23 protein-coding genes, 1 tRNA gene and 1 pseudogene are annotated in these 24398 nt (G+C 71.5%); 16 read left to right on the top strand and 9 right to left on the bottom strand.

What is annotated here, in order from left to right:
• The first annotated feature begins 55 nt into the window (after positions 1 to 55).
• From UK12_RS41575 to UK12_RS23475, 3 genes are all read left to right on the top strand, one after another.
• Positions 56 to 268, top strand: coding sequence for a hypothetical protein (locus UK12_RS41575; RefSeq protein WP_052682100.1), 213 nt, complete (start codon positions 56 to 58; stop codon positions 266 to 268).
• A 172-nt stretch (positions 269 to 440) separates the two neighbouring features.
• On the top strand, positions 441 to 1286 hold the full coding sequence (locus UK12_RS36825; RefSeq protein ID WP_052682099.1) for an inositol monophosphatase family protein: 846 nt from the start codon (positions 441 to 443) through the stop codon (positions 1284 to 1286).
• Positions 1283 to 2548: a hypothetical protein gene (locus tag UK12_RS23475; RefSeq protein WP_045305092.1), complete on the top strand. Its 1266-nt coding sequence runs from the start codon at positions 1283 to 1285 to the stop codon at positions 2546 to 2548. Before UK12_RS36825 ends, UK12_RS23475 begins: the two co-directional genes overlap by 4 nt.
• 2 nt (positions 2549 to 2550) lie before the next feature.
• On the opposite strand, the gene UK12_RS23470 is transcribed toward UK12_RS23475, so the two are convergent.
• On the bottom strand, positions 2551 to 2982 hold the full coding sequence (locus UK12_RS23470) for an ATP-binding protein (protein WP_045305091.1): 432 nt from the start codon (positions 2980 to 2982) through the stop codon (positions 2551 to 2553).
• Between the two features lie 141 nt (positions 2983 to 3123).
• Between UK12_RS23470 and UK12_RS45135 the strand changes: the two are divergent.
• The 4 genes and pseudogenes from UK12_RS45135 to UK12_RS23460 form a co-directional block, all read left to right on the top strand.
• Positions 3124 to 3432: pseudogene (locus UK12_RS45135) on the top strand (Scr1 family TA system antitoxin-like transcriptional regulator); the annotation flags it as partial.
• The gene (locus UK12_RS45130) at positions 3317 to 3721 is read left to right on the top strand and encodes a Scr1 family TA system antitoxin-like transcriptional regulator (protein WP_442973840.1); all 405 of its coding nucleotides are present in this window, start codon (positions 3317 to 3319) and stop codon (positions 3719 to 3721) included. The pseudogene UK12_RS45135 and the gene UK12_RS45130, both read left to right, overlap by 116 nt.
• Positions 3722 to 3914: 193 nt before the next feature.
• Complete coding sequence (locus UK12_RS23465) at positions 3915 to 4958, top strand: ABC transporter substrate-binding protein (protein ID WP_082119881.1); 1044 nt, start codon at positions 3915 to 3917, stop codon at positions 4956 to 4958.
• A 129-nt stretch (positions 4959 to 5087) separates the two neighbouring features.
• Positions 5088 to 5423 (top strand): hypothetical protein, encoded by a 336-nt coding sequence (locus UK12_RS23460; protein ID WP_045305089.1) that lies wholly within the window; start codon positions 5088 to 5090, stop codon positions 5421 to 5423.
• A 54-nt stretch (positions 5424 to 5477) separates the two neighbouring features.
• On the opposite strand, the gene UK12_RS23455 is transcribed toward UK12_RS23460, so the two are convergent.
• Positions 5478 to 5565 (bottom strand) — tRNA-Leu (locus UK12_RS23455).
• A 240-nt stretch (positions 5566 to 5805) separates the two neighbouring features.
• Here UK12_RS23455 and UK12_RS23450 point away from each other — a divergent pair.
• The 3 genes from UK12_RS23450 to UK12_RS23440 all read left to right on the top strand — a co-directional run bounded on the left by UK12_RS23450 (position 5806) and on the right by UK12_RS23440 (position 9029).
• Complete coding sequence (locus UK12_RS23450; RefSeq protein ID WP_045305088.1) at positions 5806 to 7143, top strand: M20/M25/M40 family metallo-hydrolase; 1338 nt, start codon at positions 5806 to 5808, stop codon at positions 7141 to 7143.
• Positions 7144 to 7577: 434 nt separating this feature from the next.
• Entirely contained in the window at positions 7578 to 7820 is a 243-nt protein-coding gene (locus UK12_RS23445) for a chaplin (protein WP_045305087.1), read from the top strand.
• A 363-nt stretch (positions 7821 to 8183) separates the two neighbouring features.
• On the top strand, positions 8184 to 9029 hold the full coding sequence (locus UK12_RS23440; protein ID WP_231591353.1) for a chaplin: 846 nt from the start codon (positions 8184 to 8186) through the stop codon (positions 9027 to 9029).
• 242 nt (positions 9030 to 9271) lie between these two features.
• On the opposite strand, the gene UK12_RS23435 is transcribed toward UK12_RS23440, so the two are convergent.
• Positions 9272 to 9481: a DUF5703 family protein gene (locus UK12_RS23435; protein WP_045305085.1), complete on the bottom strand. Its 210-nt coding sequence runs from the start codon at positions 9479 to 9481 to the stop codon at positions 9272 to 9274.
• A 508-nt stretch (positions 9482 to 9989) separates the two neighbouring features.
• Between UK12_RS23435 and UK12_RS23430 the strand changes: the two genes are divergently transcribed.
• The gene (locus UK12_RS23430; RefSeq protein ID WP_045305084.1) at positions 9990 to 10607 is read left to right on the top strand and encodes a hypothetical protein; all 618 of its coding nucleotides are present in this window, start codon (positions 9990 to 9992) and stop codon (positions 10605 to 10607) included.
• A 230-nt stretch (positions 10608 to 10837) separates the two neighbouring features.
• Here the strand turns inward: UK12_RS23430 and UK12_RS23425 are convergent, their stop codons facing one another.
• Both UK12_RS23425 and UK12_RS23420 read right to left on the bottom strand, forming a co-directional pair.
• Positions 10838 to 13135 carry an ATP-binding domain-containing protein gene (locus UK12_RS23425; protein ID WP_052682098.1) on the bottom strand — a complete coding sequence of 766 codons (2298 nt, stop codon included), beginning with the start codon at positions 13133 to 13135 and terminating at the stop codon, positions 10838 to 10840.
• Between the two features lie 10 nt (positions 13136 to 13145).
• The gene (locus UK12_RS23420) at positions 13146 to 14126 is read right to left on the bottom strand and encodes an aldo/keto reductase (protein WP_045305083.1); all 981 of its coding nucleotides are present in this window, start codon (positions 14124 to 14126) and stop codon (positions 13146 to 13148) included.
• A gap of 278 nt (positions 14127 to 14404) precedes the next feature.
• Here UK12_RS23420 and UK12_RS23415 point away from each other — a divergent pair, with 278 nt between their 5' ends.
• Positions 14405 to 15451, top strand: coding sequence for an LLM class F420-dependent oxidoreductase (locus UK12_RS23415; protein WP_045305082.1), 1047 nt, complete (start codon positions 14405 to 14407; stop codon positions 15449 to 15451).
• A gap of 166 nt (positions 15452 to 15617) precedes the next feature.
• Here the strand turns inward: UK12_RS23415 and UK12_RS23410 are convergent, their stop codons facing one another.
• Positions 15618 to 16598 carry a magnesium and cobalt transport protein CorA gene (locus UK12_RS23410; RefSeq protein WP_045305081.1) on the bottom strand — a complete coding sequence of 327 codons (981 nt, stop codon included), beginning with the start codon at positions 16596 to 16598 and terminating at the stop codon, positions 15618 to 15620.
• A gap of 271 nt (positions 16599 to 16869) precedes the next feature.
• Between UK12_RS23410 and UK12_RS23405 the strand changes: the two genes are divergently transcribed.
• The 4 genes from UK12_RS23405 (at position 16870) to mshC (ending at position 20710) form a co-directional block, all read left to right on the top strand.
• Positions 16870 to 17565 carry a histidine phosphatase family protein gene (locus tag UK12_RS23405; protein ID WP_045305080.1) on the top strand — a complete coding sequence of 232 codons (696 nt, stop codon included), beginning with the start codon at positions 16870 to 16872 and terminating at the stop codon, positions 17563 to 17565.
• A 281-nt stretch (positions 17566 to 17846) separates the two neighbouring features.
• On the top strand, positions 17847 to 18425 hold the full coding sequence (locus UK12_RS23400; protein WP_045305079.1) for a DUF3090 family protein: 579 nt from the start codon (positions 17847 to 17849) through the stop codon (positions 18423 to 18425).
• Positions 18395 to 19294, top strand: a complete 900-nt coding sequence (locus UK12_RS23395; protein ID WP_082119879.1) for an SCO1664 family protein — start codon at positions 18395 to 18397, stop codon at positions 19292 to 19294. The genes UK12_RS23400 and UK12_RS23395 overlap by 31 nt, the downstream gene beginning before the upstream one ends.
• Before the next feature lie 186 nt (positions 19295 to 19480).
• Complete coding sequence (mshC, locus tag UK12_RS23390) at positions 19481 to 20710, top strand: cysteine--1-D-myo-inosityl 2-amino-2-deoxy-alpha-D-glucopyranoside ligase (RefSeq protein ID WP_045305078.1); 1230 nt, start codon at positions 19481 to 19483, stop codon at positions 20708 to 20710.
• 87 nt (positions 20711 to 20797) lie between these two features.
• Here mshC and UK12_RS23385 read toward each other — a convergent pair whose 3' ends face one another.
• The 3 genes from UK12_RS23385 to UK12_RS23375 form a co-directional block, all read right to left on the bottom strand.
• Entirely contained in the window at positions 20798 to 21862 is a 1065-nt protein-coding gene (locus UK12_RS23385; RefSeq protein ID WP_082119878.1) for a PAC2 family protein, read from the bottom strand.
• A 203-nt stretch (positions 21863 to 22065) separates the two neighbouring features.
• Positions 22066 to 22902: an SGNH/GDSL hydrolase family protein gene (locus tag UK12_RS23380; RefSeq protein ID WP_045305077.1), complete on the bottom strand. Its 837-nt coding sequence runs from the start codon at positions 22900 to 22902 to the stop codon at positions 22066 to 22068.
• 126 nt (positions 22903 to 23028) lie between these two features.
• On the bottom strand, positions 23029 to 24081 hold the full coding sequence (locus UK12_RS23375) for a hypothetical protein (RefSeq protein WP_063838311.1): 1053 nt from the start codon (positions 24079 to 24081) through the stop codon (positions 23029 to 23031).
• Positions 24082 to 24398 lie beyond the last annotated feature (317 nt).

Genomic DNA, 24398 nt, shown 5'->3' with positions numbered 1-24398 from the left:
CAACTTCACGGTCCTTGCCAACCGCCTCGCCCAACGCAGCGGCAGCGCGATCACCGTGGGCGTCGCGGTCTACATCCTCTCCCTCCCGGACGGTGCGCCGGTCACGGTCAAGGCGCTCGCCGCCCACTTCAGGGAGGGCGAGCTCCTCCTCGCCCGAGCCCTCAGGTGCGACGGCTGCGACCGCGCCTCCAGGTCCCCGGCTCCGGGCCTCCGCACCGGCTGCTCCCGAGAACTGCTCCCCGCACACGAACTCGCTGCGACAGGCTGAACCGAGAGGCGCGGGCGCAGCCGACTGCGCTCCGACGGATCGTCATCGGTCCCGTACCGCCGGTTCGACCGTGCTCTATCGACCGCGCGTCCCGCTGTGACACGATTTGACGAGGCGTCAGTCTCGGCGGCGCCTCCATCGGATCGGTGACCGCAGCACGGGGGTACACGCCATGTCCGTCACTTCACTCTGGAACACGCTCGAAGAGCGGCTCCTGCCGGTGTTCGCCCAGTACCGAAGCCGTATTGCCGAGTTGCCGGTCGAGATCAAGCCCGACCGGACGCTACTCACCGAAGCGGACGTCGCCGTGCAGAATCTCATCATCGACGCGGTGCTCGAACTCGAACCCGACGCAGTGATCATCGCTGAGGAGGACGAGCGCACCGGCACTCGCGAGGAGGTGGCCGCGTCCGCAGGCCGGGTCTGGGTGATCGATCCGATCGACGGCACGGCGGAGTTCGTCCGGGCCGACCGGACCGAGTTCTGCTCGGTGGTGTGCCTACTGGAGGACTGGCAGCCGGTCGCGGCCTTCGTCCTCGCGCCCGAGCTGGGCGCCGGCCGCACGCCCCTGCTGGTCACGGCGGACGTACGGCAGCGGCAGGTGCTGTTGGACGGTAGTCCCGCCGGTTCCGGACCCGTGCGGTGGATCTCCGCGACCCGCAGCGAGGGCGACCCGGAGCGGCCCTTCGACGCTGCGGCGGCAGCGGCGGGGTACGAGTTGAAGGTGCGGACCACCTCACAGACCCTCGACATGGTGCGCACCGTCGTCGACCTGGCGGGCCGTACGGACCCGCCGGCTCCCGCTTTCGACCTGTTCTGGCGGCGCCGCCAGAAAGTCTGGGACGGTCTGGCCGGGCTCTGCCTCGGCGCAGCGGCCGGACTGCGTAGCTGCGACGAGGACGGCAAGCCGCTCCCGCTCGGGGCCGACCTGCTGAGCAGGGCGGAGCCCGTCTTCGAGTCCACGGTCATGGGCCGCCCGGAGGCGGTCGCCTGGTTCCTGGGAGCGGCGCGCGCATGATTCAGCGGAGCACCGATGTCCTGATAGACGTCACGTCGCTCATCAGTGCCGAGGACTTCCTTCTCGCCCAGAACCGCGGTGGCCAGCCCGAGGACCCGTTCGCCCGCCAGTGCTTCGTCGAGGTCGTGCAGTCGCTGATCTTCATGTCCAGGGTCTGCGTGTCCCATCCGGTCCTGCAGACCCCGCGCCCCGAGGACTTCGGGGAACGCCCGCTGCTGCTCCGCGAGCTGATGCGGGCCGGACTCCTCAACCCGTTGTACCTGACCCTGCCCCAGCAGCAGGCGGCCGAGCAGCTCGAGACCCGCGCCATCCGCGATCTGGAGAGCGTGCACGGCATCACCAGCATGGCCCGCTTCGTCGAACAGGCCTTCGTCATCGACGAGGCGAGCGCGGGAGGACAGACGGCTCTGTCGGTCCGCATCCGGGACTGGAGTGCCTTCCAGGAGCGCCAGGTGCGCGGGGCCGTCGGCCACCACGGTGACCGGATCCCCACCCGCGACGGTGTGGAGGAGGATGCCTTCGGAGAGTGGGCCCGAGCGGCAGCCGTCATCCTGGCCGGGCCGCTGCGCGAGATCGCAGCCCCCGGGCAGGGCAAGTACCTCATGGCCACCCTCGCCCGCGGCATGAAGTACCGGGCGAGGGCCGAGGCCGACGCGATCTCGTACCAGTCCCACCCGCTGCGCCGGGACTTCTCCCTCACCTTCGACCTCACCCGCGACGGCGTCGCGGACAGCACGGTGCTCGACATCATCCAGGCCGTCCGCGGCATCCACGACACCCTGAGCGAGGCAGCCGGGGAGGAGGAGTCGCACCGCCTGCAGCTCCTCCAGCTGGAGCTTCCCCTGCTCGGCGGGCGGCTCTGGGTACCCGCAGACACGGGCAGGCTGTCGGATGCCGAGTGGATCGGCCTGATCGTGAGCCGGATACGCGAGTACCGGACCCGGGCGGCCGCCCTGCGGTACGCCGTCGAACGGTGCGTCACGGACGAGGACTACCTCCGCCTCGCGCGGGACATCGAAGGTGTCAAGCGGCAGCTGCTCGAACGCCTCGGACTGCGCAGGGTCGAGATGTCCTCGGTGGAGCGTGAACTGGTGGCCTCCGTCGCCTCGGTCGCCGAGGCCGCGGCGGGCGTGCCGGTGGTCAGCGGGTTGTGGTTCGGCGCGAGGACGATCGGCAAGCAGTTCGGGTTCTCCGGAGCCCAGCCCTTCCAACGCTTCCTGTACCGCGAGTTCGTGCACGCCTGGAAGCGCGCCGGCCGGTGAACTCAGGTACCACTCGTAGGGCGCGGCGATGCCGCTGCACACTCCTGGGGGAGGTCGATTTCACACCAGACGGTCTTGCCGATCGGATGCCGGGCGACGCTGCCCCAGCACGTGGCGAGGATATCGACGAGACGCAGGCCGCGACCGGACTCGGCCTCGGGTGACGGGGTTTCGGCGAGCCGTGCCGACCGCTCGCCGCAGGCGTCGGAGACCTCGATCCGGGTGGTCGCGGTTGTGGGGTCGATGTTGAGTCGGAGATGGAAGTCACGTCCGGGCGTGAGTCCGTGGCGGACGGCGTTGGCGGCGAGCTCGGCGACCAGAAGCGCGACGGTGTCGGAGGTGTCGCTGCAGCGCGGGCGGCCCCCGGCGGCGAGGTGGTCGAGCGCGAGATGACGGGCGAGGTGGGCGCCACGTGGGGTGGAGCTGAACTGCAAATCACGGAGAGTCGGCGGCGCCGAGGTATTCCGGCAAGCAGCTACGACTGTTCCGGACGCGGTCCGGGCTCACACAGGCCGAGTTGGGCGAGTAGTTCGGCTTCTCGGAGTCGAGTCGCCTCGGTTGAGTAGAGCCAACGGGTGCCGAAGCAGGACTTCATCGAGCGGGCGGGTGAGGCGCTCGGGGGCGGAGTGCTGAAGGCGGGTGCGCCATACCTTGCGCAGGCGCGGTGCCCAGTGTGGTTCCAGGACTTCGCGCTGCTGGAGGCGGAGGCGGTGAGCGAGTACTCCTACGAGAAGCAACCCATCCCCGGGCTACTCCAAACCGAGGACTATGCACGTGCCCTGCTCATGGCCCACTGCCCGCCTCTGGATGGCGAAACACTGGAGCGGAGACTGCAGGTTCGGCCCGAACGGCAGCCATTGCTCGACCGCGCCACTGTCGTCTTCGGGTTCGTGGTTCGAGGAAGTCGCACTACAACGGCCAGTTGGCGGCCCCATCGTGCTGAGAGAGCAATTGCAACGGCTCCTGGGGCACGCCCGGAAGCGCAACGTGTCTATCTGGATCATGCCGACGGCGAGCGAAGCACACATGGGACTCCACAGCCCGATGGTTCTCCTGGAGACCGGTGAGCGACGGCAGGTGGCCTGTGTTGAGGGACAGACTGGAAGCTACCTCCTCACGGACCAGGGCGAGGTCAGCGTGCTCGGGCGACGATATGGGACTTCCGGACGATAGCTCTCAGTCCAGGTGAGTCGACGCTCTAATCGAGCAGGTGGCCCACGCTCTCGCTGGGGCCTTGCGCCCGCACGTGGTCGCGGACGCCATCGCCTGACCCGCGCGTCGGATCGGCGGCCCGCCGCTCGTGGCCCCCCGATGGAAACTGACGTGGCCATGGCCGTTATAGTCTGGCCAGCCTCCCTGCCTCCGGGTGCTGCTGGGCGTCGGCCCGGCCGCGTCGGCGGGCGGGATGCTGTCTCACCGGAACGGGGCCGGTGGGGCACTGTCGGCGAGGTCTGCCGCCGTGTCCCGAACCCCGGCACTGTGCATCGACCACCCGGGAGAAGCGAAGATGGACCCCTCCATCAGCCGCCGCAGCGGCGCCATCGCCGCCGCTACCACCGGTGCTCTACTGCTGAGCGCCTGCGGCGTGGGCGGTGGTAAGGCCTCCCTGCACGACCAGCTGCCCGAGGCGATCCGCAAAGCCGGGGTGATCCGGGTGGGCGCGTCGTTCACAGCCGCCCCGGTGATCTTCCGGACCCCGGATGGACAGCCGGGCGGCGTCGATCCCGACATCGCCGCCGCCCTGGAGAAGGTGCTCGGTGTCACATTCGAGTTCCAGGACGTCGGTCCCTTCGCGAACGTGCTCCCCGGGCTGCTGGACAAGCAGTACGACATCGCGATGTCGGGGATCACCGACACCCGCGAGCGCGAGCAGGGCGTGGACAAGGACAACAAGCAGATCAACGAAGGCGTCGACTTCGTGGACTACTTCATGGCCGGCATCGGGATAGTGGTCGGTAAGGGGAACCCCGAGAAGCTTTCCAAGATCGACGACCTGTGCGGCAGGTCCGTCGCGGTGAAGAAGGGAACCATTCACGACGATCTCGCCACCCGCCAACAGAAGCCGTGCGAGCACCTCGGCAGGCCCCTCAAGGTCCTGGCGACGAACGCCGACGCGGAGGCGCTGGCCGATCTGCACAGCGGCCAAGCGGACGCGTACCTCACCGACTACCCGAAGGCGCTGTACAACACCCAGACCGTCGACGGCGGGCGGGCCTTCGATCTCGCCGGTCCCCAACTGCAGCCGCGGCCCTACGGGATCGCCGTCCGCAAGAGCGACAGCGTACTGCGGGACATCCTGACGAAGGCGATCAACTCGCTCGTCGTGGACAGCACGTACGAAGGCATCCTCGCGAAACGGCAGCTGTCCGCAGGCGCGGTCCACAACTCCGTCGTCAATGGGAGCAGCTGAACCTCCGGCGCCAGGTGGGCATCGTGGCGGCAGCCGTGCCCACCTGTGCTGTGGGGCTCCAGAACCGGGCCTACTTCTGTGGCCAGGGACGATGTGTGCGGCGTTGCGATCAAGGCATGATCGTGAGTCGTGTCGCTGCGCCTCATCCACCTGATCTTCACGCGGCTCGTCAGCCGGTACGTGTTGCTCAGTCAGTCCGCTGCATCCGAGGACGTCGAGCAGCACGTGCTACGCCGCTATGCGCCCGGGAGGGCGATCAGCTTCGATGCCGACTGCCGCAACGGCACCGCGCGAAGGCGGAGGCCGTCGCCGAATGTCTCGCCGCCGAAGCCGGCGTCCCGTACGACGACGGCCGCGACACCGGGGAGCCGATCACCGGGCTTCGCCACGTACGTCGACTCGGACTGTCTGCCCTGGTCTGACCGGCTGGCTCCGACCCCGTTGGTCACGGTGTTGGTCACGTGACTGCCCAACCGTGCCCGGAAAACAGAAAAACCCCAGATCAACTGGGGTTCCTGCTGGTGTCCGAGGGGGGACTTGAACCCCCACGCCCGATAAAGGGCACTAGCACCTCAAGCTAGCGCGTCTGCCATTCCGCCACCCGGACTGGGTGTCTGTCTTTGCGGCTTTCGTTTCCGTGCCGCGCTGACATGCATAACTGTAGCAAGATCGGCTTGAGGATCCAAAATCGTCCCTGGCAGGGGCCGGCGGGCTTCGATCTGGGGGATTGCCCTTGGGGTGGGGCGGTCGCTGGGGGAGGATGGCGGGAGCGTGCCCGCAGGGCCGCGGCCGTGGGGCCGGGGGTGGCGTGGAGATGCGCCGGGCGGGCCTGAGACGAGGTGGGAGCATGAGCGAGTCGAAGGCGGAGCGGGTGGTTGCCCCGGGTGTGACGGCTGAGTCGGAGGTCGCCGAGATCTGCCGCGACCTGATCAGGATCGACACCAGTAACTACGGTGACGGCTCGGGTCCGGGGGAGCGGGGCGCGGCCGAGTACGTCGCGGAGCAGCTGGCCGAGTTCGGCCTGGAACCGCAGATCTTCGAGTCGGCCAAGGGGCGGGCCTCGACCGTGGTCCGGATCGAGGGCGAGGACCGCTCCCGTCCCGGTCTGCTGATCCACGGCCACACCGACGTGGTGCCGGCCAACGCCGCCGACTGGACGTACGACCCGTTCGCCGGCGAGATCGCGGACGGCTGCGTCTGGGGCCGGGGCGCCGTGGACATGAAGGACATGGATGCGATGACCCTGGCGGTCGTCCGCGACCGGCTGCGGACCGGCCGGAAGCCTCCGCGTGACATCGTGCTGGCCTTCCTCGCGGACGAGGAGGCGGGCGGCACCTACGGCGCGCGCTTCCTGGTGGACAAGCACCCGGACCTGTTCGAGGGCGTCACCGAGGCGATCGGCGAGGTCGGCGGCTTCTCGTTCACGGTCAACAACGATGTGCGGCTCTACCTGATCGAGACGGCCGAGAAGGGCATGCACTGGATGCGGCTCACGGTCGAGGGCCGGGCCGGACACGGTTCGATGGAGAACAACGACAACGCCATCACCGAGCTCTGCGAGGCGGTGGCCCGCCTCGGACGGCACCAGTTCCCGCTGCGGATCACCAAGTCCGTGCGGGCCTTCCTGAACGAGCTGTCGGACGCGCTCGGGGTCGAGCTGGACCCGGAGAACATGGACGAGACGCTCCGGGTGCTCGGCGGTATCGCCAAGATGATCGGCACCACGCTGCGCAACACCGCGCAGCCGACCATGCTGGGCGCCGGCTACAAGGTGAACGTCATCCCCGGCCAGGCCACCGCGCACGTGGACGGGCGCTTCCTGCCCGGCTACGAGGACGAGTTCCTGGCCGAGCTGGACAGCGTGCTCGGCCCGCGCGTGAAGCGCGAGAGCCTGCACACGGACAAGGCTATCGAGACCGACTTCGACGGGCCGCTGGTGGCGGCGATGCAGTCCGCGCTGCGCGCCGAGGACCCGATCGCCCGCGCGGTGCCGTACTGCCTCTCCGGCGGCACGGATGCCAAGTCCTTCCACGACCTGGGGATCCGCTGCTTCGGCTTCGCGCCGCTACAGCTGCCGCCGGAGCTGGACTTCGCCGGGATGTTCCACGGTGTGGACGAGCGGGTGCCGGTGGACGGGCTCAAGTTCGGCGTTCGGGTGCTGGACCGGTTCATCGACGCCTGCTGAGCGCCCTGCACCCGACGGATGGCCCGCCCCTGCACCACGGGGGCGGGCCGTCCGCATGTCCGGGGCACTCGGTTCGCGGCGTTGCCGTAGCTCTCGCCGCGGCCGCCATAGCCACCGCCGTCGCCGAAGCGTCACCGGGCAGTTGCCGAGGCGGTCGCGGGAGTGGTCGTGGGCGTGGTCCCGGCGTGACGTCGGTGCATTGTCGGAGCGAATGACTTGAGGCTTGCCGTCGAGGGCACTGCAGAAACGTTAAGGCCCGGAATGAATGGTCGATTATGTGTGCGAGATATCACCGCTGCGGGTGAATGGGTGACTGCCTCCGTACCCCGTTTGCCACGCCGTCGTTCACCCATATGGCAGCGCGGAAACGGGCTGTGGAATGACGAATCGATACGAGCCGCCCGGAGACGACCCGGGGTCGGCCAGGAGGAACCATGAAGGTCAAGAAGATCGTTGCCGTTGTCGCCGCTGCGGGTGGTCTGGCGCTGGCCGGCGCCGGTGTCGCCTCCGCCCACGGTGGTGCGCAGGCCGACGGCGCTGCGGTCAACTCCCCGGGCGTGCTGTCGGGCAACAACGTCCAGGTCCCGGTGCACGTGCCGGTCAACCTGTGCGGCAACACGATCAGCGTGATCGGTCTGCTGAACCCGGCTTTCGGCAACAACTGCCAGAACTTCTGAGCAGCCCGTTACGGCAGCTCCCATAGAGCGGTGACGGCTCACGCGGCAGCGGTACGAGCGGTAGCGGCGCAGGTGGTGTTGCGCGCGGTACCGGCGCACGTGCTGTCGGTCGAGCCGGTTCACTGATCAATGCGCCCCCGGGCGGCGGATGGCTCCGCCCGGGGGCGCGTTCCTGCTTATCCGGCCTGCGGGTCAGTCTGCAATCCGAGATGACACGTTTGGGTGAACGAACCCCGTTCGGCTCAACCTTTACGGTCATGCCTCGTTATCCCGTAGACGGGCAGCAGCTTCGTCAGGAATTCCGACAATCAGAAGTCAGGGGAGTACATGCGACAGGTCGCCAAGAGAGGAATCCTCACTGCCGTGGCCACCGGCAGTGTGCTGGCCTCCACCGCGGGCTACGCGTACGCAAGTGCCGAAGCCCATGGCGGCGCGGCCAACTCGCCAGGGGTGGGCTCCGGAAACAGCGTGCAGGCCCCCGTGGACATCCCCGTCAACGCCTGCGGCAACACGGTCAACGTGGTCGGTCTGCTCAACCCGGCGATGGGGAACAACTGCGGGAACGTGTCCCACGGCGGGAGCGCTGTACACGGCGGGCAGATCGCGCCCGGTGAGCACAGCCCGAGTGGCCACGGCAGCCCCGACGGCGCCGGTGACTACGGCACGGGCGATGACCACGGCGGGCCCACTGGTTCGGGCGGTCCCGCGCACGCGGGGTCGGGCGCCTCGTCCCAGGGCGGTGCGCAGAACTCGCCGGGAGTCATCTCCGGCAACAGTGCTCAGGCACCGATCAGCATCCCGGTGAACGCCTGCGGGAACTCCGTCAACGTGATCGGCGTCGGGAACCCGGCCGTCGGCAACGACTGCGGCAACCACGGTGCGACCGAGGTCACCCCGCCGAGCCACCCGCAGCCCGTGCCCGGCGACGACTGCCCGCCCGGAGAAACCGGTACCCACGTGCCGCCGCGCAGCGCGCCCCCGGTCAGCACCCCGCCGACCGGTACCGACACGGGCGGCGGCAGCCACACCCCGCCGGCCGCGACGGTGTCGCAGCCCCAGGCGCCCCAGCAGTCGCTGGTCAGCCCGCCGAGCCGTGAGCAGCTGGCCTCCACCGGTGCGTCCGGGCTGGAGCTGATCGCCCCGGCCGGTGTGGCGCTGCTGCTCGCGGGCGGTGTGCTCTACCGTCGCGCCCGCGCCGGGGCCCGCTGAGCCCCACCCTCGGGACCGAAGGCCGTCCGGAGGGCCGTACAGGCGCCCGCAGTCGTGCGATTACGGCTGCGGGCGCGCTGTCGTGCGCAGACAGTGACGGTGACGGTGGCGTCCGACATCCGACGATCCACCGAAGCCGCAGGCCGAGAGGCCCCGATCCACTCGCCGAGCCGCACCTGCTGGTCTGCTCCCGCCGAGCTGCACCCGTTGACTGCTGCCCGCTGACCGCTGGCGCCGCACCGCTACCAGCTCCGGACCTGCCGGATGATCCGGCGGCGCAGCAGCACCGTACGGCTGCCGTCCGGGAACAGTCGCAGCCGGTCCAACTCCCAGTTCCCGTACTCGGCGTGCTCGGTGAGCAACTGCCGGGCCGCGTTCCGGGACGTGCCGCGCGGCATGCGCAGCGACTGGTACTCGTACTCGGGCTGCCGGACCAGTTTGGGTGGGGTCAAAACTCTCCTCCTGCGGAACGTGTGGAGGCCAGGGTACGACCTGCCTGTGACAACAGGACCGGTCCTGCGGGCCGGTCCCGGGCGGCTGCTGCCAGCGAGGGTGTCGCGAACCGCACTGACAGGCAATCAGTTTTCCTGCTGCGGACCAGATACCCAGACGGGGCTCCTGCGATGCGTGCGCCGTGGGCGTGCACGGGCCCGCACGGGCGCGCGCAGGCGCGCAAGACCCGGCTGCAGGCCACCGCCGGACGACGGGTGGACCGGCGAGCGGAATCACGAGCAGAAGGGCGAGTGGACTGGCGCGCGGACCCGCAGACGGACCGGTCGGTGGACGCCGGCCGGGCGGCGTCCGGCTCCGGGGACGGTCCGGAGGCGGTCCGGAGGCGGACGGTCCGGGGTGTCACAGAACCACCCGGACCGGACATCCGGGGGTAAGTTGCCGGGAATTCACGGATGTAGGCGACAACCCCTGTGCGTGTCGTCGCTCCGGGGAGATAGCGTCAGCACCATGTCTGATGCCGCGCAGCTCACCATCGCCGAGGTACGCGCCGCCGCCGAGGCGGTCAAGGCAGCCATCGACCGCCACCTGCAAGCGGTCTCCGCCCCTGCAGCAGCGGACGATCCTGCTGTTGTCACCGCCTACGAGGAGCTCGCAGCGGCGGCCATCGCCTACGACCAGATCCTCTACGAGGTCTACGACGAGGTCACTCCCTTCGAAGTCCCGGGGGACGAAGGCACCGGCGGCTACGCCGGCCCGGACCAGCCCGAGGCGATCAGCGTGCTGATCCGCCGCGACTACCTGGTCGCCGACGCGAAGCGGCTGCGCACCCAGGCGGAGCGGGTGGACAGCACCCTCACTCCCGGCGGCGGCAAGGACGGCGGCGTCAACGCGGCGATCGGCGTGCTCTTCGGGGAGTACGAACCGGACGAAATCGCGGCCCGCTGCGAGGAGTTCGGCCTGGAGGAGGGCGACTCCACGCTCTGGGTCGCGGCGACCGAGCCGTCCGACCCGGGGGAGTGGCTGCCCGAGCCCTTCGACGGTGCGGACCCGCAGCTGCTGATCTGTCGCTTCGACGTCAGCGAGGTCTACGACGACGACCTGGAGTCCTTCGAGGGCGAGGGCTGAGCCAGGCCGACGACGGTGGGCGGTGCCGGAGGGAGACCATCGGCACCGCCCTCGCTGCCCCTGGAGGCTGCCCTCGGCGCACACGCGGCGACGCCCCACCCGGGGTGCAAGGGGCAGCCATGCGGTACCGCCCCGAGGCGCGGGGAACTGCGCGGGCGACTCCCTGCGAACGTGCAGGGTTCTCGCGCGGCTCCTCCCGCGCCCCGGGGCGGTGCAATACCCGGCTGGGACTACGCCTCGCCGGTCTGCTCGGCCAGGATCGCCCGGAGTCGGGTGGTGCGCGGCTGGGCCGGCCGCTCGGCGACGGCCTGCGGGAGCGCCTGGCCCGCCGCGTGGACCACGGACAGGTGCCGCTCGGCACGTCCGAACGCGGTGTACACCCACTGCCTGGTCAGCCCGGCAGCCGCGTCGTCGGGCAGCACGGCGACCACGCCGGGCCAGCGCCGGCCGACCGCCTGATGCACCGTCAGTGCCCAGCCGTGGCGCAGCTTCGCGGCCTGGGCGGGGGTGACGGTCAGCCGCGTGCCGTCGGAGAGTTCGAGGTGCAGACCGGACGCGTCGCCGTCCACCACCCGGGCCGGGTGGGTGATGCCGGGGACGGGCGAGTACGCCACGCGGTCCCCCGGGTCGAAGCCGCCGAACCGCCCGGGGCCGGGGTTGAGCCGGGCCTTGGCGGCGGCGTTCAGCGCACGGGTGCCCGCGCTTCCGCCGTGACCGGGAGTCAGCAGGACCACCTGTTCGACCGGGATGCCCAGCGCGCGCGGGATCGAGTCGGTGAGCAGCTGGATCGCCCGGTGCACGGCCTCGGCGCCGTCCTTGGCGGTGACGATCACCACCTCCTTCTCCGGCGCCTCGACGCTCTGCAGTTCGCCGATGCCGATACCGGAGACCAGTTCGCCGATCGGACCGAAGTCCGGGGTTCGGGACGCCACGGCCGGGCACGCCTTCGCGGCGAGCAGGTCGGCGAAGAACCGCCCGGGACCGGCCGACCACAGCTGGCCCGGGTCGCCGCTGAGCACCAGCCGGGTGCCATCGGCCAGGGCCTCCAGCAGGGTCGCGGCCAGCTCGACGTCGAGCAGCGGGGCGTCCAGGACGATCAGGACGTCCAGCGCCAGCGAGCCGTCCTCCGCTCGGCCCGGACCGGCGGTGCCGGACAGCAGGTCGGCGAGGGTGACGACGTGTGCCGCAGCCGCAATGCCGGAGTCATCGGGGGACGCGCCGGCGGAATCGTCGGTGGACCCGGCGGCGGGCAGCAGCGCGACGAGGCTGTCGCGCCCCTGGTCCGTCCAGGTCGCGGCCCAGACGCGCAGGCCGAGACCGTGGGCCGCGTGCAGCAGCGCGGCGGGTTCGGCGCGCGCGGCCTCGCCGCCGGTGTGCAGGACCAGCGGGTCGGCCGCGACGGCCCTGATCAGGGCCGTCGCCGAGGAGGTCGACGCAGCGGTGGCGGCGCTCTCCCAAGCGGACGGGCCGACGGCACGCGGGGACGGAGTTCGGACGTCCTGCGGCTGGGCGGCGTCGGAGTCCTCGACCGGCGCGTCCGAGTCGGCGGTCGGACCGTCGGCGGAGGATGGTGCGTCGGCCTCGATTACGGCCGGGCCTTCGTCCGCGTCCGCATCCGTGTTCTCGGATACGGTCTCGGGCTCGTCCTCGGTCAGGGGCTTGTCCTCAGCGGGGACGAACGTGGACATGATCCGTACAAGGCCATCGGCGAGGCTCTCCTCGGCCAGGGCGAGGCGCTCCAGGGCCAGCAGGGTCCGGGTCGGGGGCTCGTCCTCGTCCGAGGTGGTGTGGTGGCTGCCCGGGAGCTCGTCCTGAAAGGCCATCACCCGGCCGTCCACCACGACCTCCTGGAGGGCGGCAGCCGCATCGGGCAGGCCGAGCTTCTCCAGCCCGGTGACCACCTCGCCGATCTCGACGGCGGAGTGGCCGCGCAGCACCGCCTGCTCCAGCAGCCAGGGCACCAGCGCCTGCGCGCGGCGCCGGTCGCCGGGGCCGGCGGCCGGGCCGAGCAGCCCGCGTGCGAAGCCGTCCGCGTGCTCGGGCCGGACGCCGGGCAGTGCGAGCACGGCCCAGGGGTCGGCCCGCAGCGCCTCCGCTGCGCCCTCGCCGAACTCGGCGACGGCGGCAGCCGCCAGCGCGCTCGGTGCACCGCCGGCCGACAGCACCTCGGCAGCGGCTCGGAGCGCATCGGCGCGCTGCCGATCCGTCACCGGGCCGGGCTCAACTCCGGCCCCAGCCTCGCTCCCCATCCCAACGCCAGCCGCAGCCGCGGCCCCAACCTCGGCCCCAGCACCGGAAGCCGGCACGGAGGCGGAACCACCCCGGTCGCCGCCCGTGCCCCGAGCCGCGCCCTCACCTGCGTCCCCGGCGACGGCTTTCCGTACCGGGGCGTCGTGCTGACCGGCCGCCACCGTCTCGCCCTGGCGGCCGATGTTGCGGATCGCCTCCGCAAGGGCCGCGACGGCCTCCGTGCGGTGCCCGGGAGCGCTGTTCTCCACGTGGCCGTTCTCCACGTCCCCGTCGCCCATCAATCGCTCCTCACAGCTCCGTCCAGCCCTGGTCGGGGTAACGGTGTAGTGGCGCCGACACATCGTCCAGCGCGCCTCGAATCTCCCCCGGAAGCGTAAGCGCCTCCACCGACAGCGCCGCAGTCAGCTGTGCGGCGGTGCGGGCGCCGACCAGGGCGCTTGCCACGCCGGGCCGGTCGCGGACCCAGGCCAGGGCAACCGCGAGGGGGCTGCTGGCGAGGCCGTCGGCGGCGGTGGCGAGGGCGTCCACGATGCGCCGGGACCGGTCGCCGAGGTAGGGCTGGACGAAGCCGGTGAGGTAGGGGGAGGCACCGCGCGACTCGGGCGGTACGCCGTGCCGGTACTTGCCGGTGAGGACGCCTCGTCCGATCGGTGAGGAGGCGAGGATCCCGATCCCGGCGTCCAGGGCGGCGGGCAGCACCTCGCGCTCGATGCCGCGCTGGAGCAGCGAGTACTCCATCTGGGTGGCGGCCAGCGGCACCCGCCCGTGGTGGCCGAGCTGCCAGGTGGCCGCCTTGGCGAGCTGCCAGCCGCTGAAGTTGGAGACCCCGACGTAGCGGGCGCGGCCCGAACTGACGGCCAGGTCGAGGGCGTGCAGGGTCTCCTCGGTGGGAGTGGCTGGGTCGTACGCGTGGACCTGCCACAGGTCCACGTAGTCGGTGCCGAGCCGGCGCAGCGAGGCGTCGAGGGCGGCGAGCATCCGGCCGCGCGAGGTGTCGAGGCGGCGGTCGGAGTCGGAGACACTGCCCGCCTTGGTGGCGATGACCAGCTCGGAGCGGGGGACGAGACTCTCGGTCAGCCGGGAGATCAGGTACTCGGCGCCGCCGTCGGCGTACACGTCGGCGGTGTCGATCAGCGTTCCCCCCGCGTCGACGAAGACCTTGAGCTGTTCGGCGGCCTCGTGCTCGTCGGTGTCCCTGGCCCAGGTCATGGTGCCGAGGCCGAGCCTGGAGACCCGCAGCCCGGTGCGGCCGAGGTGACGCTTTTCCATCGGGCAGAGCCTCCGTGAGCTGGTAAATGCGCAGGTGGGGGCGGGTTCTTCCTCCGTCGGCTGAGCGTAGCGGCCGGGGCCCTGGCTGCCCGGCAGACCCGCAGGGATCGGGTCGGCCGGGCGTGACGCAGCCCACGTCTACCGGCCAGTAGCCTGATCCGCGACCACCCGGTTACGCTCGGCCGACACGGACGCGTACCCGCCGGAACAGCAACAACGACCGCGAAACGGCCGGGCGGAGCACCGACCGGACCGGACCGACTGAAGGGCTTGGCACCATGCGACTCGGCATCAACCTCGGCTACTGGGGACTCGGCATGGACGCCGACAACATCGCGGTGGCCCAGGAGGCGGACCGGCTCGGCTACTCGGTCTGCTGGGCCGCCGAGGCGTACGGCTCCGACGCCGCCACCGTGCTCAGCTACGTCGCCGCGAAGACCGAGCGGATCGACGTCGGCTCGGCGATCTTCCAGATCCCGGCCCGTACGCCCGCGATGACCGCGATGACGGCCGCGACCCTGGACACCCTCTCCGGTGGACGGTTCCGGCTCGGCCTCGGCGTCTCGGGGCCGCAGGTCTCGGAGGGCTGGTACGGCGTCAAGTTCGACAAGCCGCTGGCCCGCACCCGGGAGTACGTGGAGATCATCCGCAAGGCGATGTCCCGCGAGCGGCTGGTGCACGAGGGCGCGAACTGGACGCTTCCGCTGCCCGGCGGCCCGGGTAAGCCGATCAAGCTGACGGTGCACCCGGTGCGTGAGCACATCCCGCTGTACATCGCCGCGATCGGTCCGAAGAACCTGGAGCAGACCGGCGAGATCGCCGACGGCTGGCTCGGCATCTTCTTCGCGCCCGAGCACGCCGCGCTCTCCGTCGAGCCCCTCAAGGCCGGCCGGGCCAAGGCCGGGCAGACCCTGGACGGCTTCGACCTCTGCCCGACCGTGGCCATCTCGCTCGGCGAGGACGTCAAGGCGGCCGCCGACTCGCAGCGTTCCTACGCCGCGCTCTACATCGGCGGCATGGGCAGCAAGGAGAAGAACTTCTACAACCAGCTCACCCGGCGGATGGGCTACGAGCAGGCCGCAGACGAGGTCCAGGAGCGCTACCTGGCCAGGGACTACGCGGGTGCCGCCGCCGCCGTCCCGCACGACCTGATCGACGCCACCTCGCTGCTGGGCTCCACCGCCCGGATCGCCGACCGGATGCAGGCGTACGCGGACGCCGGCGTCACCACGCTGACCCTGGCGCCGGCCGGGTTCACCCTGGACGAGCGGATCGCCGCGCTCCGCGCAGGCGTCGAGGCGCTGGAGCTGGCCGGACTGGCCTGAGCCCTGGTCCGACGGGGCCCTCGACCCCTTGCGTGCCGGTCGAGGGCCCGGGCCGCCGCACTGCGCCGGCTGCCGATCCGGCATAGGACCAACTCGTCACCGGATCAGCATCGAATCAGCACCAGATCGGCACCCCGCTCGGCCGTGAGGCGAGCCCGACGCAGGGCTACAGCCAGTCGCTGCGTTTGAAGATCCGGTACAGCACCACGCAGATCGCGAGCGTCACCGCGATCGCCACCGGGTAGCCCCAGTGCCAGTGCAGCTCGGGCATGTCGGTGAAGTTCATGCCGTAGATGCCCGCGATCAGCGTCGGTACGGCGGCCAGTGCGGCCCAGGCCGAGATCTTCCGCATGTCGTCGTTCTGCTGGACGCTCACCTGCGCGAGGTTGGCGTTGAGGATGTCCGAGAGCAGCCGGTCCAGGCCGTCGACCATCTCGTTGACCCGGGAGAGGTGGTCGGCCACATCGCGCAGGTACGGCTGGAGCTTCTCGGGAATGTGGTCGACGCCACCGGTCGCCAGACGGAGTATCGGCTCCTGGAGCGGCAGGGAGGCGCGACGGAAGGTCATCACCTGACGTTTGAAGGCGTAGATCCGTTCGGCGATGCCCTGCGGTGGGCGGCCGGGTGCGAACACCTCGGCCTCCAGGTCGTCCAGCTCGGCCTGCAGGGTGTAGGCGATGTCGAGATAGCCGTCCACCACCGCGTCCGCGATCGCGTAGAGAACGGCGACCGGCCCCAGGGTGAGCAGTTCCTGTTCCTTCTCCAGTGTCGTCCGGAGGCCGGACAGCGGGCGATCGGTGCCGTGGCGGACCGTCACCACGTAGGAGTCGCCGACGAAGAGCATCAGCTCACCGGTGCTCACGGCGTGACCGTCGGCGTGGTAGCCGATCGTCTTGAAGACCATGAAGAGCGAGCCCTCGTACCGCTCCAGCTTGGGCCGCTGGTGTGCCATCACGGCATCCTCGACGGCGAGCGGGTGCAGGCCGAACTCGGCGCTGACCAGTTCCAGCTCCTCGGCCGTGGGCTCGAACAGGCCCAGCCAGACGAAGCCGTCCCCGGCCGTCCTGGCGGCCGCGAGGGCATCGGAGAGGTCCGACGGCCCCGGGACCCGGCGGCCGTCGCGGTAGATGGCGCTGTCGACGATCATCGGGCCATTGTCGCGCCTCCGCGGTGTGGACGGTGTCATCACCCGCAATCGTTCACGAACCGGTGGTGGCAACCGGTCGGCTCACCGGCCCGGACGCGGAAGCCGCCGGAGCCCGGCGCACCTTCACGGGATCCAGCACCCGTGGGTCCCGGCCCCGGACGCCGAGTGCCGGATATCGGACGCGAAGGAGTCTGCGGGCCCGCCGCCCGCCCTCCAGCCGCCCGGCCGGCGGCCGTTCCGATGCCGGGCCGCAGGCCGTAGGCTGGGCCCCATGCCCACCCTGCTGCTCGTCCGTCACGGCCGTTCCACCGCCAACACCGCTGGGATTCTCGCTGGTTGGACCCCCGGCGTGGACCTGGACGACACCGGACGCACCCAGGCCGACGCACTGGCGGACCGGTTGGCGGGGATCCCGCTGGCCCAGGTGGTGAGCAGCCCGCTGGAGCGCTGCCGCCAGACCCTGGAGCCGCTGCTGGCCACCCGGCCCGAGCTCGGGCCGGCCGCGCTGGACGAGCGGCTCGGCGAGTGCCACTACGGCGACTGGACCGGCCGTCCGCTCGCCGAACTGGCCAAGGAGCCGCTCTGGCGCACCGTGCAGGACCACGCCGCGGCCGCCGCCTTCCCCGGCGGCGAGTCGCTGCGCGAGCTCAGCCACCGCACCGTGACGGCGGTCCGCGAGTGGGACGAGAAGATCGCCGCCGAGCACGGGCCCGAGGCGGTCTGGGTGGCCTGCTCCCACGGCGACGTGATCAAGGCCGTGGTCGCGGACGCCCTGGGCCTGCACCTGGACCACTTCCAGCGGATCTCCGTCGAGCCCTGCTCGATCACCGCGATCCGCTACACCCCGCAGCGCCCGTTCGTGCTCCGGGTCGGCGACACCGGCAGCCTCGCCTCGCTGGCTCCGCGCCCCGACGCCCACGCCCCCAGCGGCGACGCGGTGGTCGGCGGCGAGACCGGCACGGGCTGAACCCGCACCGGCACGGACCGGCACGCACCGCCCCGGCCCCGCCCGGACGCACCAGGTCCGTACCCCCGATCCGACCCACCCGTCCGACCCGTCTGTCCGAACCGTCCGGCGCGCCCGTGTCGATCGGCTCGCACCGCCCCGCCCACGGGGCCCAGGCGGCCCGCCGCGAAGCGGGCTGACACCTGACGGACTGCTCCGTACCTGACCCACCGGGGCGGGCGAACAGGCCGTAGGGTGGCACAAGAGTCCATGACTGACCCATCTGAACCCGGAGCGAGAGAGTGCCCCGTCAGGTCTACTTCTACGACCAGCCCGAGCGGTTCGTGGCCGGCACCGTCGGCCAGCCCGGCCAGCGGGCCTTCTACCTGCAGGCCAGCACCAAAGGGCGGGTCACCAGCGTGCTGCTGGAGAAGGCCCAGGTCATGGCGCTCGCCGAGCGGGTCGAGCAGGTGCTGGACGAGGCGCTGCGGCGCAGCGGAGGATCCGCGTCGATCCCCGCCGTCGCCCCGGTCGAGCTGATCGACACCGCACCGCTGGACCTCCCGCTGGAGCAGGAGTTCCGGGTCGGCACCATGGCGCTCGCCTGGGACAGCACGGAGCAGTGCCTGGTGGTCGAGGCCCAGGCGCTGACCGAGGAAGAGGCGGAGTCGGAGGACGACGAGGCGGACGAGCGGCTCTTCGAGGACGAGGAGCACGGCCCCGACATGCTCCGGGTGCGGCTCTCCGGGGCGATGGCCCGGGTCTTCGCCAAGCGCGCCCTGGACCTGGTCGCGGCCGGCCGCAGGCCCTGCCCGTTCTGCAACCTCCCGCTCGACCCGGAGGGGCACCTGTGCCCGCGCGCGAACGGCTACCGGCGCTGAACGCCGACCCCGCCCCCGTGCAGGAGGACGAGTCGGCGGTGCCGTCGGCGGATCCGGCCGAGAGCGCAGCCCTGGCGGCCGACCCCGAGACCGCGCTGCGCCTGCTGCGCGAGGGCGAGCTCACCGTCCACGGCCGGCTCACCGACGCCTCGAACGCCGTGCTGTACTGCACCGCGTCCCTGGACGGGCTGACCGCTCCCTGCGTCTACAAGCCCGTTGCCGGAGAACGCCCGCTCTGGGACTTTCCCGACGGCACGCTGGCCGGGCGCGAGGTCGCCGCGTACGAGGTCTCGGCGGCCACCGGCTGGGGGCTGATACCGCCGACGGTCCTGCGGGACGGCCCGCACGGTCCCGGCATGGTCCAGCTCTGGGTGGAGCCGGACCCGGCGGCCGAGGAACTGCTGGCACTCCAGGACCCGGCCGGTCACGAACCGGGCTGGCTGCCGATCGTCCGGGCCGAGATCGGCCCCGGCCGGACCGCGCTGCTGGTGCACCGGGACGACGAGCGGCTGCGCCGCCTCTCGCTGCTGGACGCCGTGCTCAACAACGCCGACCGCAAGGGCGGCCACTGGATCTCCGCCGCCGACGGGCGGCTCTACGGGATCGACCACGGGGTCACCTTCGCGGTCCCCGGCAAGCTGCGCACCCTGCTGTGGGGATGGGCGGAGCAACCCGTGACCGGGGAGGCGCTCGACGTCCTCGCCAGGCTTGCGGACGCACTGGACGGCGTCCTGGGCGAACGCCTGCGCCCCCACCTCACTCCGGCCGAACTGGCCGCCGCCGCCGAGCGGGTGGCTCTGCTGCGCCGTACGGCACGGCACCCGATGCCCTCTTCTGACTGGCCGTCGATTCCCTGGCCGCCGGTCTGACGGCGGCTCTGCCGGCCGGTCCGCGCCGGTCCAGCGCCCGTCGGTGACCCGGGGTCTCCCGGCGGCTCCCGCAGCGCTGAGGGCACTCCGGTGGAGATGATCGAATCCGATCGATCGGAAGTGGATTCAAGCCGATCTTGCTAACTGGTTAGCCTTTCAAATGATCGCAAGGTTAGAGTCGGTTCCATGCATGCCTGGCCCGCCTCCGAGGTTCCCGCCCTGCCTGGTCAGGGGCTCCCGCTCCGTATCCACGACACCGCCACGGGCGGGGTCCGGGAGGTCGTGCCGCAGGACGGCACCGCCCGGATCTACGTCTGCGGCATTACCCCCTACGACGCGACCCACCTGGGCCACGCCGCCACCTACACCACGTTCGACCTGGTGCAGCGGGTGTGGAAGGACGCCGGTCACGACGTCCTCTACGTCCAGAACGTCACCGACGTCGACGACCCGCTGCTGGAGCGGGCCGTGGCCACCGGCATGGACTGGACCGCCCTCGCCGAGCGCGAGACCGCCCTGTTCCGCGAGGACATGACCGCCCTGCGGATGCTGCCCCCCGCCCACTACATCGGTGCGGTCGAGTCGATCCCGTGGATCGTCCCGCTGGTCAAGAAGCTGCTGGCGAGCGGTGCGGCGTACGACCTGGATGGCGACATCTACTTCTCGGTCGAGTCCGACCCGCACTTCGGCGAGGTCTCCGGGCTCGACCGCGAGGCCATGCTGCCGGTCTTCGCCGAGCGCGGTGGCGACCCGGACCGCCCGGGCAAGAAGCACCGCCTCGACCCGCTGCTCTGGCTTGCCGCCCGTGAGGGCGAGCCCGCCTGGGACACCGAGCTCGGCCACGGCCGGCCCGGCTGGCACATCGAGTGCGTGGCCATCGCCCTGGAGTACCTCGGGATGTCCTTCGACATCCAGGGCGGCGGCAGCGACCTCTCCTTCCCGCACCACGAGATGGGCGCCTCGCACGCCCACGTCGCGACCGGCGGCCACCCGTACGCCCGTGCCTACGTGCACGCCGGGATGGTCGGCCTGGACGGGCACAAGATGTCCAAGTCGCGCGGCAACCTGGTGTTCGTCTCCGTGCTCCGCCGTGACGGCGTCGACCCGGCGGCGATCCGCCTGGCGCTGCTGGCGCACCACTACCGCAGCGACTGGGAGTGGACCAAGGAGGACCTGGACGGCGCCGTGGAGCGGCTCGCCCGCTGGCGTGCGGCGGTCTCCCGCCCGGACGGCCCGTCGGCCGAGGGGCTGCTCGCCGAGGTGCGCGCCGCCCTCGCCGACGACCTGGACGCGCCCGCCGCGCTGGCGGCCGTCGACCGCTGGGCCGCCCGGCAGGCCGAGACCGGCGGTACCGAGATCGGTGCGCCCGGCCTGGTCTCGCGGACGGTGGACGCGCTGCTCGGCGTCGCGCTCTAAGCTCCGTCGGACGGCCCGGCTGCCGTCCGACCGCCGGAACGCCTGAGGGGCGCCGGGGGAAATCCCCGGCGCCCCTCAGGCGTTCGTTCAGCCCTTGCCGTTCTCGTCGGACTCGGACGGCCTGTCGTCACCGGCCTCCGAGTCGGTCTTCGAGTCGGCCTCCGGGCCGCTCTCCGATGCCGCGTCCGGTTCGGTGCCCGGTTCTGCGTCTGCTTCGGAGTCCGTGGCCTCCTTGCTCTCCTTGGACTCCGGCTCGGCCGGCCGCTCCGCCGTGGCGTGGCCGACGGCCGGCTTCTCGCCGGTCGGGCCGAGGTTCTCCCGGCGGCGGAGGTAACGCTCGAACTCCCGCGCGATCGCGTCGCCGGATGCCTCCGGCAGCTCTGCGGTGTCCTGCGCCTCCTCCAACTGCTGGACGTACTCGGCGACCTCGCTATCCTCGGCGGCCAGCTGGTCCACCCCGAGCTGCCAGGCGCGGGCGTCCTCGCTCAGCTCGCCCGGCGGGATCCGCAGGTCGAGCAGGTCCTCCAGCTTGTTGATCAGCGCCAGCGTGGCCTTCGGGTTGGGCGGCTGGGCGACGTAGTGCGGCACCGCCGCCCAGAGGGTCACCGCCGGGACGCCCGCGTGTGCGCAGGCCTCCTGGAGCACACCGACGATGCCGGTCGGCCCCTCGTAGCGGCTCTCCTCCAGGTCGAGCCGGCGGGCGAGCGCCGCGTCCGAGGTGACACCGCTGACCGGCACCGGACGGCTGTGCGGGGTGTCCCCGAGCAGCGCACCGAGGATCACCACCAGCTCGACGCCCAACTCATGGGCGAATCCGAGCAGTTCGTTGCAGTACGAGCGCCAGCGCATGCTCGGCTCGATACCCCGGACCAGTACCAGGTCCCGGGTGGTGGGCTCGGTGACCCGGACCACCGAGAGGCGGGTGGTCGGCCAGGTGATCCGGCGCACCCCGCCGTCCAGCCACACGGTGGGCCGGTTGACCTGGAAGTCGTAGTAGTCCTCGGCGTCCAGCGCGGCGAACACCTTGCCGCCCCAGGTCTCGTCCAGGTGCCCGACCGCCGCCGAGGCGGCGTCACCCGCGTCGTTCCAGCCCTCGAACGCGCAGACCATCACCGGGTCGATCAACTCGGGAACATCTTCCAGCTCGACCACCCAGTGTCTCCCTCCGGTCGGTCAGCGACCTGCTCCGACGTTGCCAGTACGGCCTGTCCGCCTTCGGGAACCGGCCGGCTGCCGACTGCTGAACCTTCTCCGCATGGAACTGCCCGTTCCATGGTCCCTACCTGCCCAGCCTACGGGCTTTGATGCCTGCCCTGTTACGGCAGGGGCGGGTCCGTCGGAGGCCGGGGGAACGTTCAGTTCGTGATCGCCGCCGAGACGGGCGGAAGGTAGCCCTGGGTCTGCCCGACCGCGGTCGGGTGGAAGGACTCCCAGTAGGCGGGCACGACGATCCGCCTGATCCACTCCTGGCTGCCGCCTGCGCACACACCGTGACCGGCGAAGGTGCCGCGCACGTCGGCGAACTCGAATCCCTGCTTGGTGGCCTGAGTCCGGATCAGCTCGTCCAGTCGGTCCGTCAGGGCGTTGAAGCGGTCGCGGCGGGCCGGGGTGCCGACGGTGCACAGGGCGGTGCCGCGCTCTAGCAGGCGGGGGTAGTCGGCGACCACCACCTTCGCGGCCGGCGCGGCGTCGGCGATCGCCCGGTAGGTCACCGCCAGTTCGCCGGGCAGCTCGTCGCGCAGCTTCCGTTCGGCCTCGGCCATCGCCGCGTCGCAGACGGGCTCGACGGTGAGGGGCTGGAGGCAGGAGGCGGCTGCCTTGGCGAAGCCCAGGTCGTTGCCGCCGATGGTGATGGTCGCCAGCGTGGTGCCGGTGCCGACCTTGGGCAGTTGGTCGCGCAGCACCTCGTCGGTCGTGGCCCCGTTGCACGCCAGGAAGTCGAATCTGCTCACCGGGTGGCCGGCCGCCCAGAGCGGGCCGTAGGCGCGGCGGCTGCGGTGGCAGTCCCCGCCGTCGGGGTCGTAGGAGCCGGCGCCGACCCCGGAGGAGAACGAGTCCCCGAGCGCGACGTAGTCGGCCGCCGCCCGGACGGCGGGTGCCGCGCCGGCGGGTGTCGCGCCGGCGGGTGTCGCACCCAGGGTGAGCGGCAGGACGAGCGGCAGAACGGCGACGGCGCGGAGGCGGCAGTGCATGGGCTTCTCCCGGAGCATTCGACGTGCACGGAGTGTGACGTGTTGAATGCGGATGGTAGTGGCCTGCCAGTGCAATGCAGCGGAGGGCGCGAACCACCTCCCGGCGGCCCGTTCGGGCGGCGGAGCTCAGGAGCCGGACCAGCCGCTCCGGTACGCGGCCCAGTCCGCGGGCTTGGCGGAGAAGTCGGCGTACAGCGCGAGGCCGAAGGTCCGGCGCTCGCTGCGGCCCAGCGCCAGCCGGGCGCCCCGGACCGCGGCGGCCACCGTCTCCGCCGAACCCCGGTGCCCGGGGGTGTCGTCCCAGTACGCGGGCAGGCCCATCAGCAGATCGACCTCGGGCGGGGTGGCCGCCAGCGCCAGGGAGGTCTGCTGGGCGACATAGCCGCCGTAGAGCGACTCCACCGGCATACCGGTGTCGTACGACATCACCGCGATCTGCTCCACCCGCCGGGCCACCTGCGCGAAGTACGCCTGCGACCACCACTTGCCGTGGTCGGCGACCGCGATGCCCACCGAGTGCAGCCCCGGCAGCGGGTCGATCTGCGGTGCGGCGACCGAGAACGGCACGCCGCGCTCGGTGGTCACCGCGTGCACCTGGTCCAGCAGGGTGAGGAAGCCGGCCGAGCCGGAACGGACCGGCTCCAGGTCGAAGTGCACCCCGTCGAAGCCGGCGTCCAGCACCTGGCGGGCGGCGGTGGTGACCCGGTCACGGGTGGCGGCCTGCTCCAGGTGCAGCCCGTCCTTCTCGGGGGCCACCAGGTTCCCGAGCCACGCCTGCACCCGCAGACCGGGCATCGTACGGTGCACGTCCGCCACGAACCGGGCCGCCTGCGGGTACCTGGCCGGGTCGAGCGAGCCGTCGTCGGCCAGCGGACCGGTGTGCACGTACAGGTCGCGGATGCCGGTACCGGCGAGCTGCCGGGTCAGTGCGGCGAGATCGGTGTCCCCCTTCCGGCCGTCCACCCAGGCGTGGCCGAGCCAGACCGCGTCACGCCCCCTGGTACGGGCCTCGGCCGCCGGGTCCCCCGTGTACTGCAGACGCAGCGCGGCGGCCGCCGAGGCCACCGGCAGCAGCAGGACGGCCAGTCCCAGCAGGCCGGCCGCCAGGGCCCGGCGCCGCCGCGACCAGCCGTGCCACCTGCGTCGCCATGCGCCTCGACGCGTCCCGGTGCTGTCCACTGATCCGCCCCCTCGGACCAATAGGACGCTCACGATGCGGAATGGGTTCTCCAGCCGGGCACCTCTCCGGATACGCTGACGGCGTGCATCCCCATACACCGGAGGGGACGCATAGCCGACAGCCGTCGCACCCAGGGAGCAGCCCCATGGCCACAGCCGTACCCTCGTCCGCCCCGGCAGCGTCCGTTCAGCAGGACCGCGCCAACGCCTTGCGTGAAGCCCTCGCCACTCGTGTGGTGGTTGCGGATGGGGCGATGGGCACGATGCTTCAGGCGCAGGATCCGTCGATGGAGGATTTCGAGCAGCTGGAGGGTTGC

Source organism: Saccharothrix sp. ST-888 (genome assembly GCF_000955975.1).
In the GTDB taxonomy this organism is placed as follows: Bacteria; Actinomycetota; Actinomycetes; order Streptomycetales; family Streptomycetaceae; genus Kitasatospora.
This window is presented reverse-complemented; position numbering and strand designations above follow the sequence as displayed.